Below are 15275 nucleotides of genomic sequence, written 5' to 3'. Positions count from 1 at the left end.
CAAGGCATCCGCTTAACCGACCTTTTCGACAAAACCGCGGGATGCAAGCTCCAAAAGGATATCGTCCGCGATCTCTTCAGGAGTTTTGCATTCGGTGTCGATGACGATATCGGCTACTTTTTCGTAGGCATCGTTGTCGATACCGTAGATTTTTTTATAACGCTTCGTATCTTCTCTGTCGCGCATCGCGGTAAAATCGGCGATGCTCTGCAAATCGCCTCCTTCGCGTTTGAAGATGCGCCGAGAACGCGCGAGGTCGCTCGCTTTGAGATAGACTTTTATGTCGGCTTTTTCGAGCATCCAAATCGCAAGGCGAGAACCGAGTACGCAGGATTCTTTTTCGGCGAGTTCCACTTGATGCGTGTCGATATATCTGTCATAGCCGTCGTCGTTTTTCGCGTTTTCGATAACTTGTTCGAGCGTAAGCCCTCTTTCTTCGGCGAGCTGACGGAACGTATAATTGACAAGTTTGATGCCGAGAGAACGTGCAAGGAGCGAGCTCACCGTCGTATTGCCGCAGCCGGATTTTCCCGAAACTGCAATGCGGAGTTCCCTGCCGTCTTTAATTTTATACCGTGCCATACATTTCCTTATATTTTCCTTTTGTCGATTATTAATTTATTCGATATTTCGCGCCTGCTCGCGTATGTTTTCGAGGGCGTCTTTTGCGGCGATCACTTGGGCGCTGACGTCGGCGAATTGGCTTTTGCTGCCGATCGTATTGATTTCACGGTTTATCTCCTGACACAAAAAATCGATTTTTTTGCCGGGAGCGGCGTTCGTCAGCATTTCGTTTTTAAGCGCTTCGAGATGGCTTTGCAGGCGGACGACTTCTTCGTTTATCGTATACTTTACGATCATGACGGCGGTTTCGGTCATGATGCGCTGCTCGTCGGCAGCGTCTCCCAAAAGTTCGTTGAATTTTTGCGCAATTTGCTTTTTAAAAAGAGAGTCCATTTCGCCCTGCCGCTTTTTAAAAAAATCCGCAGCATGGAAAAGCGTTTCGAGTTTTTCTTCTATGTCGCAGGCGAGGTTTTCGCCTTCCCGCTTTCGGTCATCGCAAAAGGATTCGAGAGCGTCGGTAAAGACCGGAAAAATCATATTCCGATATTTTTCCATGTCATAGGTCATTTCGGTTTTGAGTACGCCGGGCTGCGAGGCGACGATGGAAAGGATGTCATTCTTTTGCGCACCGACAGCCGATGCAATATCTAAAATCGCACGGGCATAAAACTTCGCGGCGGGAATGTCGGCGGTAACGATGCAGTCGGGATCCGTTTCTTTTACGCGGATAAAGACATCGACTTTTCCGCGCACAACTTTTTCGGCGATCGCTTCGCGGAAACGCTGTTCGAGCCGATTCAAATACGGCGGGAGGTTTATCGTCACATCCAAAAATCGCGCGTTTACGGATTTTATTTCGACCGAAACGGAAGAATCTCTGTTTTCCGTTTCACTGTAAGCATAACCGGTCATGCTCGTCATAGCGCAGTCCTCATTTTTTTGCCGCATCCTTGCACGCGGCAAAAAGAGCGGTACCGAGTTTCCAGTTGTCGCCCGCACCCATCGTTACAAAAAGACAGCCGTTCGGAAAATCGGCTGAAAGCGGTTTTGTCAATTCTGAAAGCGCAAAGTCTTTCGCATCGAGTACTTCTTCAAAATAATGAACGTTTCCGTGATGCGCTTTTGTCTTTTCGAAAAGCGTTTTTCCGGTAACGCTCCCCCCTTCGGCGCTTTCGCGCGCGGAAGCGTATATTTTATGCAGAATCACTTCGTCGGCATCGGAAAAAGCCGAAGCGAATTCTTCGAGGAGAGCTGAAGTGCGCGTATAGGTGTGCGACATAAAATCGACGATGATTTTTCTGCCGCCGTAAAATTCGCGGAAACCTTTGAGCGTCGTTTTGATCGCCGTCGGGTGATGACCGTAATCGTCGATAAAGACGACGGAGTTTTTGCCTGCGAACGCTTTTCCGACGACTTCGCTCCGCCGCTTTCCGGCTCTGAAATTTGCAAGACCGCGTACGATCCGTTCGCGGTAGAGATCGGGATCTTTTCCGTCGCTTTTAATAATTTCCCGCACGAGGGCGGACGCCGCACAGGCGTCGAGCACTTCGTGTTTTCCGGGAACGTAAAGAGAAGCCTCTCCCAAAAAGCCGATCGAAAAATGCTGCGCTTCGTTTTCGGTTTTACCGATCGTCAAGCGGTAATCGCCCTGCGCCTTTTCCCCATAGGGAATCATTTCGATGTCGCCCCTCTTTTTATATGCCGCTTCGGCCGCTTCGACTGCGCCCCTGTCGTCCGCGCAGTAGATGAGGGTGCCGCCTGACGGCAGCTTGCAGATAAAATCGATAAAGGCGTTTTTAATGTCTTCATAGGTCGGATAATAATCCTGATGATCGCTTTCGACGCTCGTCAAAATTATCTTTTGAGGATGGAAGGACATAAAGTGGCGCCGGTATTCGCAAGTTTCCGCAACAAAATAATTGCGAGATTTTTTTATGTCGTAGTTTTCGCTTGTCATCGTGCAGCTTCCGCCGAAAGAGGCGATGGAGGAGCCCGCAAGCACTTGCACGGGGATATCCGTTTCTTCGAAAATCGTTCCGACGATTCCGGTCGTGCTCGTTTTACCGTGGACGCCCGAAACCGCGGCGCTGTAAGACTGCGCGGAAACTGCTCCGAGCGCTTCGGTGTATAAAAGGCAAGGGATACCGCGAGAGCGCGCTTCGATCAAGTCGGGATTTTTTTCAGGATCGTATGCCGACGAATAGATGACGTAATCGATATCGCCTGTGATGTTTTTTTCCGAAAACGCTTGGGCGCGTATGCCGAGCTTTTCGAGAACGGCGTCGGTGTAAAACCTTTCCGCAACATCGCTTCCGGTTATAACGGCGCCGCGTTTTTTGAGGATTTCGACGAGGGCGGTCATACCGGTGCCTTTGATGCCGACGAAGTGAACGCGAACGCCGGTAAAATCTTTCGGAAGAGAAATCGATGACATGAGCTTTATTTTAGCACAAGCGCAAAAAACGCACAATGCGGAGAATCGTGTCGCCGCATATATATTGCTCTACCAGCGTACAGTATGATATACTGTACGTTGTTAAGAAAAATCCAACATACGGTATGTTACCGTAACACAAGGGCATTCCTGTGATAAACAACAAGCTTATAACAAAAAAAAATTCATTAAAACAAGACGCATATAAAAAAATTTACGATCTCGTGACGACAAATGTTATAAAACCGGGCGATATTATCAATTTAGCTGATTTGGAAAAACATTTAAAACTCAGCAGAGCTCCCATCAGAGACGCTTTGATAGAGCTTTGCAGCGAAAACGTGTTTAAAAGCATCCCGAGATACGGCTATGAATTAATCGTCCTCAAACAAGAAGATTTAATCGAAATGCTGAACTACCGGTTGATATTGGAGTGCGGCTTTTTGGATAAAAATTGGGAAAAAATCGTTATGTGCAATCCCGGCGTATTGGATTATTTATTGGGATATACCAAAAATCTCACGAATACGGATGCGGTGAGTGAATGGCAAAACAGTACATTATTTCACATAGAATTATTCAAACTGCACGGCAATGCGTATGCGTTAAGCAGTTTGGAACACGCCATAAAAAATCTGACACGTTTTTTCATTCAGAATTACTGGAAAAATTGGGCGGAAATTTCAAACGACACCCTCAACCTGTACCATGAAAATATTATCAGGGCAATAAAAAACGACGACAAAGAAAGCGCTTTAAAATATTTGAGTATGGATATCGGCGGATTTAAAAGATAGATCTGAAAAAAATATTCGAAAACGAAGCTTTCAAAAAGGCAATCGCGCGTTTTCTGTTTTCCTTATAATATGTGCGGTATTTGTATAATGATCGCAAAAAAATCATAAAATATTTTTAATTATTTCCTTGACAATTCGTATTTCTGTGGTATCATCTCATTGATATATTAATGATATATCAATGAGATGTTTTAATTTATAATGTCTCATTAACAAATTTGTTTTCCTGTCCCGAAAGATAGATTTATCAAATTTATTGAGGAGGCAATTTATGGAAACCATGCAGTTGGGGTTTATTTCTCTGATACCTACAATTGTGATGTTTGTATTCGTTTTTTGGACTAAACGGATGCTCCTATCGTTTACGATAGCGACGCTGGTCGGTTCCGTTTTAATCGGCGGTTTTACTTTTCCGACCGTATGGCTCGACAAACTGCAAACTGCATGGGCGGCGGGCACGTGCGGATATCTTGTCGTTATGCTTTCCCTATTCGGCATATTGATCAAGCTTTTGGACGTATCGGGCTACTCTCTCGAATTTGCAAATTGGATGGGAAAGTATGCAAATACGCGCAGAAAAGCGATGCTTATCACGTTTGCAATGGGATGGCTGATCTTTGTCGACGACTATTTGAACAATATGGCCGTTTCGACCGCTATGAAGAATATCTGCGATAAACATAAAATTCCGCGCACTTTATTCGGTTTTTTGGTCAATTGTACGGCAGCACCGGTGTGCGTATTGATCCCCGTATCGACATGGGCGGCTTTTTATTCCGGTTTATTCGAAGAGATGAACGTACGGGTAAACGGAACGGGCTTGGGCGCATATATTGCGGGTATGCCGTTTTTATTTTATCCCGTCATCTTATTGCTCATCTGTTTTCTTATCATCATCGGAGTATTCCCGCTGCTCGGAATCACCAAAAAAGATAATGAATTGGCGATGCAAACCGGTATAGTGTGTTCGAAAGAAGAATCCCTTGACGGAAAAGAATTACATGCGGACTCTGCGAATTCCGGCGAAACGCAAACAAAAAACAATCCTTTAAAATTCCTCGCTACTATGATCACCATCGTTACGATTACGATCGTCACGAAAAATGTTATGGTCGCTTGTATGGGCGCTATAGTCGTAGTAGTCGGCATCATCGTATTTGAAAAAAAGCTAAAACTGACGGAGGTGTTTTCGCATTCTTTTGAAGGAATCGCAAGTATGCTTACCGTCGACGCGACTATCGCTCTTGCGCTGACTCTTGTCGAGATAAACAAGACGACGGGTATGACCGACTATGTCATCACCGTTCTTACTCCGCTGCTCAACGGTTCCATATTCGCCGCGATCGTATTCGCGTTCTGCGGCGCGTATGTGTTTTTTGCCGGCGGTTTTTGGGACGGTTCCATGATATTTGCTCCCATAGTCGTGCCTATCGCAGTTGCATTGGGAGTCAATCCGCTTTTGTCGTGCATGGCACTGGTATGCGCGGCGACGCTCGGAAGCACGACTTTTGTCGCAGGCGATGCCGTTATGATCACATCGGGCGCGGTGGAAATCAAGCCGTACTACCAAATGCTCGGAACGTTTCCGTACGCTTTGATAGGCTATATATTAACCATAATCGGATTCGCAATTACAGGATTTATCGTAAAGTAAAAGATATGTATGAACAATAATATCGCAGACAAAATATTTTTAAGTAATGCGATTTTTACGGGAGACGGCTCTTTGCCGTTTCCCGGCGGCGTCGCCGTCAGCGGCAATAAAATTATCGCCGTCGGTGAAAAGACGGCAATCCTATCCTGCCGCGGAACAAATACGTGTGTTTACGATTTCGGCGATTGCTTAATAATGCCCGGAATATGCGATGCACACGGCCATTATTCCATGGGAGCTTTGTACGACAGCAAGTATTTTATCAACGACATACTGTACTCGCATTCGGAACAGGAATGCGTGTCAATGGTAAAAGCTTTTGCAGACGCTCATCCTGAATACGACTGTATCATAGGACAGGGATGGTTTCCCGCAAATTGGAACAACGCCGAACTGCCGACGAAAAAATCGTTGGATCGTGCTATTCCCGACAGGCCTGTTTACCTCGCCGCGGCGGATGCGCACACGGGGTGGCTTAACAGCAAAGCACTCGATGAAATAGGCCTAGGTACCGGCAAGCCGGAATACGGGAACAATATCGTACTTTTACCGAACGGAGAACCGAGCGGAATTTTGCGAGAAAACGCTTGGTTCAAATTGGCGTCGAGTAAAACGTTTGTACCCGCCGATTCGATCAGCGATGAAGTCAATACGGACTTAATGCGTAAACTCTCAAAAGTAGGCATTACTACGTTTTGCGACGTTTCGGGAATTTTACACGGCGTAAAATACGATTCTTTGGAACGCATGGATAAAGCCGGTACATTAACCGTCAGAATAAATTTGAATCCCGCCATCGGGCCCGATAAAGATCAAAAAACGCTTGCCGAATTGAAGAAAAAATATTGCTCGGATAAGCTCAAAGTTACGGGACTGAAAGGCGTCATAGACGGCGTAACTTCAACGTATACGGGATATCTGTTGAAACCGTACGACGATAAACCCGATACGTCGGGTTTGCTGACCGCTTCCGAAGAGTATTTTGAACAATGTATCATAAATGCAAACAGATACGGCTTCGGCGTGAGACTCCATTGCATCGCCGACGGTTCGGTAAGATTGGCTTTGGATTGTTTTGAAAAATCGAATGCGGTAAACGATAACCGTTTAATACGCAATTCAATCGAGCACATTGAAAACATACACCCCGACGACATAGCGCGCTTTAAACAGCTGGGGGTGATAGCGTCTATGCAGCCGCGCCATCTAGCCCTCGATGCGAACGAAAAGCTCATACGATTGGGAAAAGAACGATGCCGCTGGGAATGGCCGTGCCGCTCTATCCTTGAATCGGGCGGAATCCTCGCCTTAGGGACGGACTACCCTGTCGTCGATTTCGATCCGTTTGAAACGATATACTACGGCGTTACGCGTAACGGTTATGATAGGAAGCCGACGGGCGTAAATCCGTCCGAACGGCTTACAATGTCGCAAGCCTTAAAGGCTTATACGTTTGGAGGCGCATATGTATCGGGACGAGAAAAAGAATTAGGCACATTGGAAAGAGGAAAGCTGGCGGATATAGCCGTACTCGATCAAAATCTTTTTACTGTCGATGAAGAAAAAATACCCGACACAAAAGTGCTCATGACGGTATTCGACGGCGATATCATCTACGAAAACAAAAATTAAATTTATGGGAGTGAAATTATGATGGCGACGTTCAGTAAACACTTGGATTTAAATTATACCCTTAATCTGATGGAAAAACTGATTTCGTTTAAGAGCAATCCCGATCTCGGTTATCGTACGTCCGGTTCCGCAGCGGAAGTTGCCGCAGGAGATTTTCTCCACGATGAGATGAAAAGAATCGGCTTAAAAAACGTGCATAAGGATCCTGTCGTCGTAGACAATTTCGAATTTAAGCGGGCCGACATTTCTTACAAAATGCACAACGGAAATACGAGAAAAGTTTTGCTGTCGAGTTTCCAAGCAAGATGTTTGGCGGAAGATGAAAAAATAAAAATCGTTTATGTCAACAAGGGTAGAGATATCGATTATGAAAACAAAGATGTCGAAGGAAAATATGTTTTGATCGATATCAACATGGTCGACGATTGGTGGGTCAACTGGCCGGTTACGCAGGCAAAATTCAAAAAAGCGAAAGGCGTCATTATCGTTCAAATAGGCGGCTACTGTTCGTGGTCGAAAGACACTTTAGGCGTACAAGATATTTCCACGAACTGCGATCTCCCGACATTTTCAATGACGGTAAGGGAAGCCGAATTATTTAAAGAGCAATTAAAACTGCAAGGCGGAGAGATTGAAGCCGTTTTGAATGCGGAAGTGAGCGTTGTCAACAACGGCATTACAAATTGTATCATCGGTGAAATACCGGGAAAGACAGACGAAATCGTCTACCTCATCGGCCACTATGACGCATATTTTACGGCTTTTGCGGACAATACTTCCGGTATCGGCTGTATAATGGGAATATGCAAAGCATTGATCGAAGACGGCTATACACCCGAACGAACGCTGCGCGTATGTCTCCACGGAGCGGAAGAATGGGGCATCGAAGGTACCCGATACGATTGGGCGCGAGGCGCGACGATGTTGACGCACAAGCATCCCGAATGGAGCGACAACGGATTTTTATTGATAAATCTGGACGGCAATTTAATTAACGGTACTGCGACCGCCGTTCGGGTAAGAACTCCGTATGAAATGGCTGAAGGGATAGAAAAGATCGGCCAAAACATCGAAGGCAATATATATCCGTTCGGAACCTACAGCCCCATGTGGACGTGGACGGAAAGCTATATGTACGCCTGCCTCGGCATACCGACGATAGAAAGTTTTTATGAAGGAGTCAATTTTTGGCCTTCGTATCATTCGTCATCCGATCAAAAGTGGATAAACGATTATGACGACAGAACGTTTCTTTCTTCGCATATTTTATACGGTTCCATTTTACAGAAATTCGATAAACTACCGGTACGGCCGCTGAATTTTACGGCGCTGTACGAACACATGCTTGAGGAAATCGACGAAGCGAGTATGGGAGACACGAAGCAGCTTCGCGAAACGATCCTTAAAGCAAAAGACGTTGCCGCGCAGTTAAAGCAAAAAAACGATTCGTTTACCGAAATGAACGCTGCGACGCAAGCGTACAACAAAAAGATAAGCAAGATATTCGGAAAAGTCGTAAACGAATTGTTCGGCCTCGATTGGTTCGAGCAATACAATTTCATCCACGTACGGAACCGCAATAATATTCAGTATTTGACGGCAGCGATTGCAAGCATTAAATCCGGCAATATAGCGAAAGCTATGGACGAAGATTTGCGATACGTGGATCTCTGTTGGTACGGCTATCACTTCGACAGAGCGACGTATGATCTCTTGGTCGATCAAGTCATCGGGGACTCCGTGCCGTTTACCTGGGCGCAAGGAAAAGTTACGACGATAGCCGATATGTACGACATCGGCAGAGATCTTCAAAAGCTGCGCGACGGCGGAAGCGATAACTGCAACGATGTTATTGCAAAACTTGAAAGGGAACTTGCCGTTCAACGGTCGGAACTCAAAACGAATATTGCGGCGGAAATAAGCATTGTCGAAGAACTTATCGACATGATGAAAGCATGTATATAGCCGACGCGTTTTCGAAAACGGGATTTTAAAACGGTTTATCATGGAGGTGGCAAATGATAAAAAACAAATCCGAATTTAAAGGACGTCATATCGAAGATATGAGAAACGCATTTGAACATAGGGCTTTGTGGCTTTATGTGCTGTACAAAGAAGCCGTGTCAGCGGGCTTGAGCGAAGACTTCGCGCGTAAAGCCATAAAAAAATGCGGCAATTTTCACGGCGCCCACAAATTTACACACACCGACGATTTTGAAATATTCCACAAAGAATTCGTCAATGACAATGTTAAGGATATTTTTCAAATGGAGGATACATGCACTGAGAGAGATTTGAGCGTGGATTTCCATTATTGCCCTTTGGTGTCGGCATGGAAAAAAATCGGGGCAAGCGATGACGAAATCGCACTCCTGTGCGATATCGCTATGGACGGCGACAGAGGGATATGCGAAGTGTTGGGGCTTGATTTTAAATTGGGAAAAACGATTGCAAAGGGAGACCCGATATGTGAAATCAGAATCAAGCAGCCGAACAAGCACAATACCGAATCGTAAAAAACTTTTATGGAGGTAGACAATGAAAGAAAAGAAAAAACTGATTTTGGACGCGTTTGACAACAAAGCCGTCAATCGCGTTCCCGTAGGGTTTTGGTGGCACTTTGCCGACGAATATCGGCAATTCCGGGGACTTATGGATGAAGGGATCGTTCAGGCGACAATCGACGGCACCAAAAAGCTGTACGACGACCTCAAGCCGGATATGGTAAAAATCATGTCGGACGGTTTTTTCGGACACCCGTCGATCATGGAAAACGATATTAACACTATCGACGACATAAAAAAAATCAAATCCATCGGAGCGTCTTCTCCGTGGTATGATAAGCAAGTCGATATGATCAACGAAATTCTCAAACATTTCGACGGCGAAATCGCAGCCTTTTACAACATCTTTGCACCGTTCAATTATATCCGCCTGTACACCGAATGCTATAAAAAGCGCCCTGAATTATTCGTGCAGCTGTTCAACGAAGATCCCGAAGCGATGCTCGCCGCATCTTTGGAAATCGCGAAAGACGTGTCGGTTCTCGCGGATAAAATCAAAAAGAATACAAGCGTAGACGGCATTTACTACAGCGTACAAAGCGTACAATCCGAAAAAGCCGATTTGAACTTCCACAAGCGGTATGTGATGGAATCCGATCTTCAGGGTTTGAACGCAATAAACAAACTATGGGACAACAATATTCTGCATATATGCGGCTACGGAAGTTCTACGAACGATTTGTCTTTTTATAAAGAGTATAAGGCAAAAGTGTATAATTGGGCTGTCTATACCGAAAAAGTCCCGCTGTCGGAAGGAAAAAAATTCTTCGGCGGCGCGTGCGTTTTGGGCGGATTTGCAAACAGCAAAGGAACGATGCTCGATATTGGAAGCGATGCCGAAATCGAAAACCGCGTAAAGGAAATAATAGCGGATGCGGGAAGCGTCGGCGTTATCATAGGTGCCGATTGTACCGTTCCTCCGCAAGTAGGATACAAACGGCTTGACGAAGTAAGGAAGTACGCCGAAAAGTACAGCAAACGGTAGCGGAAAACGGGGACGAGCTGTGCGCGAATTCTTTTGCAAAAAAATTATCGATGCGCGTATCGGCCGTCCCTGCGTTTTCACAATACGGGTTTAAGAAATCGGCTGCCGGTTAATCCGAATACGGATTGTTCGGCGCTTTTAACTTCGAGTTTTCTTTTGAAAACTCGCGTATGTACGTGTGCGCTCGTGCGCACTAATTATACAGCTCCTAAATCTGAAGATTTACTCACTGTATAATTTTAAGGAAGGTTCAATTATGAAAAAAATGTTTTTCGGCGGAACTGTTTTGACGATGGATACGGACGATACCCAAGAAGCCGTAGTATTTGAAAACGATAAGATCGTATTTGTCGGCTGTGAACGGGAAGCAAAAGAAAAGTATCCCGATGCGGAATTAATTAACCTTAACGGAAAAACGCTTGTACCCGGATTTATAGATTCTCATTGTCATATGAGTTTTTCCGGCGAAATGATGACGCAACCGTCGCTTTTTGAAGCATCCTCAATAGCGGAAATTGTAGCGGGGCTTCGGCAAGAAGCGGATAAAGCTTCAAAAGACGAAGTTTTGTTTATAAACGGATACGGCGGACACCCGATTGCGGAAAACAGGCCTATTACATTGGCAGAGATGGATAAAGCCGTTCCCGATCATCCGGTATTTTTGCGAACTGCGGGAACACACGGAACTTTTGTTAATACCAAAGCTCTGAAATTGATTATTGAAGAAGCGAAAAATGCGGGAATTGCCATAAGCGAAGAAGACAAGGCGGAAGGATTTTTACGGAACGAAGCCAATCTCTTTGCGTATTCGCTGCCGCCGAAATTGATGTCCGAAGAGCAAAAAAAGAAAGCGCGGGAAAAGATGATACACGAATGTATCAGCAACGGGATCACGGCTGTCCATACGATGGAAGGCCGAAGTCCCGTAAACGATCCCGACGTATTGGCTCTTTTGCGGGATAAAGAGGAAATTCCTTTTCACTTGAGAATTTATTATCAAACTACCAACGTAGAAGAAGTCGTAAGACTCGGCTTAAAACAAATCGGCGGATGTTTTAGCTGTATTTTAGACGGTGACGTTGAACCGGGTACCGCCGCTTTCCGCGAGCCGTATATCGATAATCCCAAAAACTACGGTAACCTTTATTTTACGCAAGAACGGCTGGAGAATTTTTTCAGAGAAGCGCATAAAGCGGGACTGCAAATTTGTATGCATGCGATCGGAGACGCCGCTATAGAGCAGGCACTAAAGGCGTATAAAAAAGTCTTAACCGAATTTCCGAGAGAAAATCACAGACACAGGGTTGAGCACTTTGAAGTTTCCGCGTATGACTTGATGGATTTTGCAAAAGATTTGAAAGTAACCTTGGCTATGCAGCCCATATTCGACTACTATTGGCCGTCCGACACTTACGTACCTCACATCGGGCCGGAACGGGCTGCCATGAGATGCGCATTGCGCCCTGTTTTGGATAGAAGAATAATCGTCGGAGGCGGTTCGGATTCGCCGGTAACTTCGATGAATCCTCTGTTGGGTATTCATGCGGCCGTCAATCTCAGCGTACCCGCGTCAAGGATCAGCGTAAAAGAAGCGTTGAGAATGGTCACCATCGACGCGGCTTACCTCGGTTTTGAAGAAGATGAACGGGGAAGCATAAAAGCGGGAAAAGAAGCGAACTTTGTCATTTTATCCGATAATCCTCTGGAGCATCCGAAAGACAAGCTGGATAAGATACAAATTTTGGAAACCGTTTACCGCGGAAAAACCGTGTGGGTAAACAAATGAAAACTTGCGGAAATTCCCGGTTTTGAGATTTTCTTTAGATATATAATTTTTTTATGGGCAATACTATGCTGAAAGATATGGAAGAATACGTTGTCGCTCAACGGCGGCGCTTTCACAAAATACCGGAACTTTCTTTAAAGGAAAAAGAAACGGCCGAAAACATTCGGGACGAACTGAAAAAATCGGGTGTGTCGTATGAACCGGTCGGCGAATACGGAACGGTTGCATGTATCAAAGGCGATCTGCCCGGTAAAACCTATGCGTTTCGTGCCGATATCGATGCACTGCCTATCGACGAAGATACCGGTCTCTCTTTTAAATCGACGCACGAAGGCTGTATGCACGCATGCGGTCATGACGGGCACATTGCGATTCTTTTGGCTTTCGCTCGCGAGCTTGCAGCCATGCGCGCCGAACTTGCCGGTACCGTCTATCTGTGTTTTCAGCAAGCCGAAGAAATCGCGCAGGGACACGAAGCGATCATCGCGTATCTTAAAACCGTCGGAAAGTTGGAAGCCGTCATCAGTTCGCATCTATGGGCGGATATCCCCGCCGGTAAAATGGCGCTGCAAGCAGGCGCGGTTATGGCCGGAATGACGAGCTTTCACATTACCGTAACGGGAAAAAGCTGTCACGGATCAAGGCCCGATCAGGGGATCGATCCCATAAATGCAGGCGCACTCATTATCGGGGAAGCGTTCCGTATTAAAGACAGGGAATTCAATCCGCTGCGGCACAGTACGCTCAGCTTCGGATCGTTTCACAGCGGAACGGCGACCAATATCATTCCCGACCGGGCAGAACTCGGCGGAACGATGCGGTATTTTTCGGATAGTGGAAAAGCACATCTGTTTTCCATCGTCGACCGAAGCTGTAAAGCGGCGGAAATATTGACGGGGGCAAAAGTCGAATGGAAAACGCTCGCCGAACTTCCGCCGGTCGTAAACGACGCCGCTTCCGTCGAAAAAGCGCTGCCGGCGGCCGAAGCCGTTTTCGGGAACGAAAACGTCATTCCGTTTGAAAAAATTATGGGATCGGATAATTACGCTTGTTATTTGCAGGAATTCCCCGGTTTCTATGCATTTATCGGTATCAGAAACGAAGCGAAAGGGATCGGGTACGCGCACCACAGCAGTAAATTCGATATGGACGAATCGGCACTGGCAAATGCCGTTCGATTTTATATCGATTTTATACGAAGAAAATAATCGGTACCGCTACCCCCATGCATCAAATGCAAACAAAGTGCAATTGATAAGATCGATTCGAGCCTATCGTCCCGTCGGCAAGGCAATCGAAAAGCCCCGTGCGGTAAACACAGGTAAAACAATCGTCCCCTACTCTTCGCTCATGCCGAGAATCTTCCGAGCGCGTCCTCCGTTTGCCCCCGATTTTTTATCGTTCGCAAGAGAGACGACGGCGGCGGAAGCGGAAGCGTATTTCGCTTTAGCGTACATATCGAGGCCGAGACTCACCGTCGCCGCATCTTTTGAAAGCAAAAAATCGCGGCAGATATCCGCATAGCCCGCTCGCGCGTACTTTGCAAAAAGTTTTCCGAGCGCGTAGCGGAGCTGCTTCCGTCTATCGTCTTTGAGCGTTTCTCCGGCAAGGGCGAGTATCTCTTTTTCACCGACCGAGCCTTGAGAAACGAGCGCTTTTGCCGCATCCACCTTTGCCGTATCGCCTGACTTCGGATCGGAGACGATCTCTATGAGGCAGCCGTTTCCGTCTTTTGTGCCGAGGGATGCGAGCGCATCGTAACACGCAGTTTTGACGACTTTTTCTTTATCGTTTTTTGCACGGTAGACGAGGTACGGAGACGCTTCGGTAAATTTGAGTTTTTTTACTGCGGCTATCGCTTCGAGGCGCACTTTATAGTGTTCGTCGCGGATGCCCTGCACGATGACTTCTTTCGCCTCATCGCTTCCGGGATAGTGAGACAATCCTTTTATGACGTACTGGCGGAAATTCGGATCGGATGATTCGTAGAGTTCGGCAAGGATCGGAATCGATTCGCTTTTTTGCATCGCGCCGATCGCTTCCGCTGCGTACATCCGCACAAAAGCGTTTTCGTCTTCATTTTGCGCAATCGAAACGAGCTTCGCCCACGTTTCAGTTGCATGCAGTTTTCCGAGCACGCGAGCGAGCGCTTGTTTTTGAGGCACGGTCAAATCATCGCGGTCGATATAGCCGGCAAGATACTGCGCTTCTTCCGGCCCGCCGATTTCTCCGATCGTCGTAAGCGCGGCTTGAAAATACGCGTCGCTGTCCGTATCCAAAAGGGCGAGAACTGCCGGAAGCGCTTCTTTGCACTTTACCGCAGAAACGTAGCGGAACACCGCTTCGACCGTGCTGTTTTTCGTATCGTAGGGATCGTCCAAAACGCCGACGGCATAATCCTCCAAACACGGATCTTTCAGATGCGTAAAATATTCGAGAATCTTTTCGCGCACTTGCGAAGAGCGCGTCGTATGAAATAAATCGTACGCGTCGTCCGAAAAGCGGGGATCGTCGTTGTCTATGCACTTTTGCAAAAGCGACGTGATTTCGGGCGACACACCGTAGCGGAACGTATCGCGGTATTCTTTTACAGTGTCGGGGCTTTTATCGGAAAGAGCGGCTTTTTCGCTCTTTTCTTTATCGGGAGCTGCCGGGCGCTTTGCCTGAGGTATCGTGACGGCTTTTTTGAATTTGGAAGCGCCGTCGACAGAAGTTCCGGCCGGTGCCGCGCTTTGCGCCGAAGAAGTCGAAGCGCTTTGGGCAAAAGCCGAAGCGTTCATAGCGGCGGGAACACGGCAAAAGGGCTGCAGCACAAAAAAAGTCAGGGCAGCTGCGGCATAGTGTATCTTCATAGCCAAT

Annotated in this window: 12 protein-coding genes; 8 read left to right on the top strand and 4 right to left on the bottom strand. The window is 46.6% G+C overall.

The window, feature by feature from the left end; all coding sequences use genetic code 11:
* Positions 1-12: 12 nt before the first annotated feature.
* Genes cmk through murC form a run of 3 tightly spaced genes read right to left on the bottom strand, consistent with a single transcriptional unit; the run spans position 13 to position 2998 of the window.
* Positions 13-582 carry a (d)CMP kinase gene (gene cmk, locus HMPREF0860_RS11570; protein ID WP_021331475.1) on the bottom strand — a complete coding sequence of 190 codons (570 nt, stop codon included), beginning with the start codon at positions 580-582 and terminating at the stop codon, positions 13-15.
* Between the two features lie 36 nt (positions 583-618).
* Entirely contained in the window at positions 619-1485 is an 867-nt protein-coding gene (locus tag HMPREF0860_RS11565; protein WP_021331466.1) for a YicC/YloC family endoribonuclease, read from the bottom strand.
* A 10-nt stretch (positions 1486-1495) separates the two neighbouring features.
* Positions 1496-2998 (bottom strand): UDP-N-acetylmuramate--L-alanine ligase, encoded by a 1503-nt coding sequence (gene murC / locus HMPREF0860_RS11560; RefSeq protein ID WP_021331483.1) that lies wholly within the window; start codon positions 2996-2998, stop codon positions 1496-1498.
* A 152-nt stretch (positions 2999-3150) separates the two neighbouring features.
* Here murC and HMPREF0860_RS11555 point away from each other — a divergent pair, with 152 nt between their 5' ends.
* The 8 genes from HMPREF0860_RS11555 (at position 3151) to HMPREF0860_RS11520 (ending at position 13624) form a co-directional block, all read left to right on the top strand.
* Positions 3151-3795: a GntR family transcriptional regulator gene (locus HMPREF0860_RS11555; RefSeq protein WP_021331444.1), complete on the top strand. Its 645-nt coding sequence runs from the start codon at positions 3151-3153 to the stop codon at positions 3793-3795.
* Between the two features lie 271 nt (positions 3796-4066).
* Positions 4067-5449 (top strand): Na+/H+ antiporter NhaC family protein, encoded by a 1383-nt coding sequence (locus tag HMPREF0860_RS11550; protein ID WP_038081845.1) that lies wholly within the window; start codon positions 4067-4069, stop codon positions 5447-5449.
* Positions 5450-5458: 9 nt separating this feature from the next.
* Positions 5459-7081 (top strand): amidohydrolase, encoded by a 1623-nt coding sequence (locus HMPREF0860_RS11545; protein WP_021331464.1) that lies wholly within the window; start codon positions 5459-5461, stop codon positions 7079-7081.
* Between the two features lie 69 nt (positions 7082-7150).
* Positions 7151-9046, top strand: a complete 1896-nt coding sequence (locus HMPREF0860_RS11540) for a M28 family peptidase (RefSeq protein WP_162147019.1) — start codon at positions 7151-7153, stop codon at positions 9044-9046.
* 53 nt (positions 9047-9099) lie between these two features.
* Positions 9100-9597, top strand: coding sequence for an L-2-amino-thiazoline-4-carboxylic acid hydrolase (locus HMPREF0860_RS11535; RefSeq protein WP_021331449.1), 498 nt, complete (start codon positions 9100-9102; stop codon positions 9595-9597).
* A gap of 22 nt (positions 9598-9619) precedes the next feature.
* Entirely contained in the window at positions 9620-10630 is a 1011-nt protein-coding gene (locus tag HMPREF0860_RS11530) for a uroporphyrinogen decarboxylase family protein (protein WP_021331500.1), read from the top strand.
* 256 nt (positions 10631-10886) lie between these two features.
* Positions 10887-12416, top strand: a complete 1530-nt coding sequence (locus HMPREF0860_RS11525) for an amidohydrolase (RefSeq protein ID WP_021331456.1) — start codon at positions 10887-10889, stop codon at positions 12414-12416.
* A 53-nt stretch (positions 12417-12469) separates the two neighbouring features.
* Positions 12470-13624, top strand: a complete 1155-nt coding sequence (locus tag HMPREF0860_RS11520) for a M20 metallopeptidase family protein (RefSeq protein WP_021331441.1) — start codon at positions 12470-12472, stop codon at positions 13622-13624.
* A 129-nt stretch (positions 13625-13753) separates the two neighbouring features.
* Here the strand turns inward: HMPREF0860_RS11520 and HMPREF0860_RS11515 are convergent, their stop codons facing one another.
* Complete coding sequence (locus tag HMPREF0860_RS11515; protein ID WP_021331453.1) at positions 13754-15268, bottom strand: HEAT repeat domain-containing protein; 1515 nt, start codon at positions 15266-15268, stop codon at positions 13754-13756.
* Between the last annotated feature and the right edge of the window lie 7 nt (positions 15269-15275).

The organism is Treponema socranskii subsp. socranskii VPI DR56BR1116 = ATCC 35536, from assembly GCF_000468115.1.
In the GTDB taxonomy this organism is placed as follows: domain Bacteria; phylum Spirochaetota; class Spirochaetia; order Treponematales; family Treponemataceae; genus Treponema_D; species Treponema_D socranskii.
This window is presented reverse-complemented; position numbering and strand designations above follow the sequence as displayed.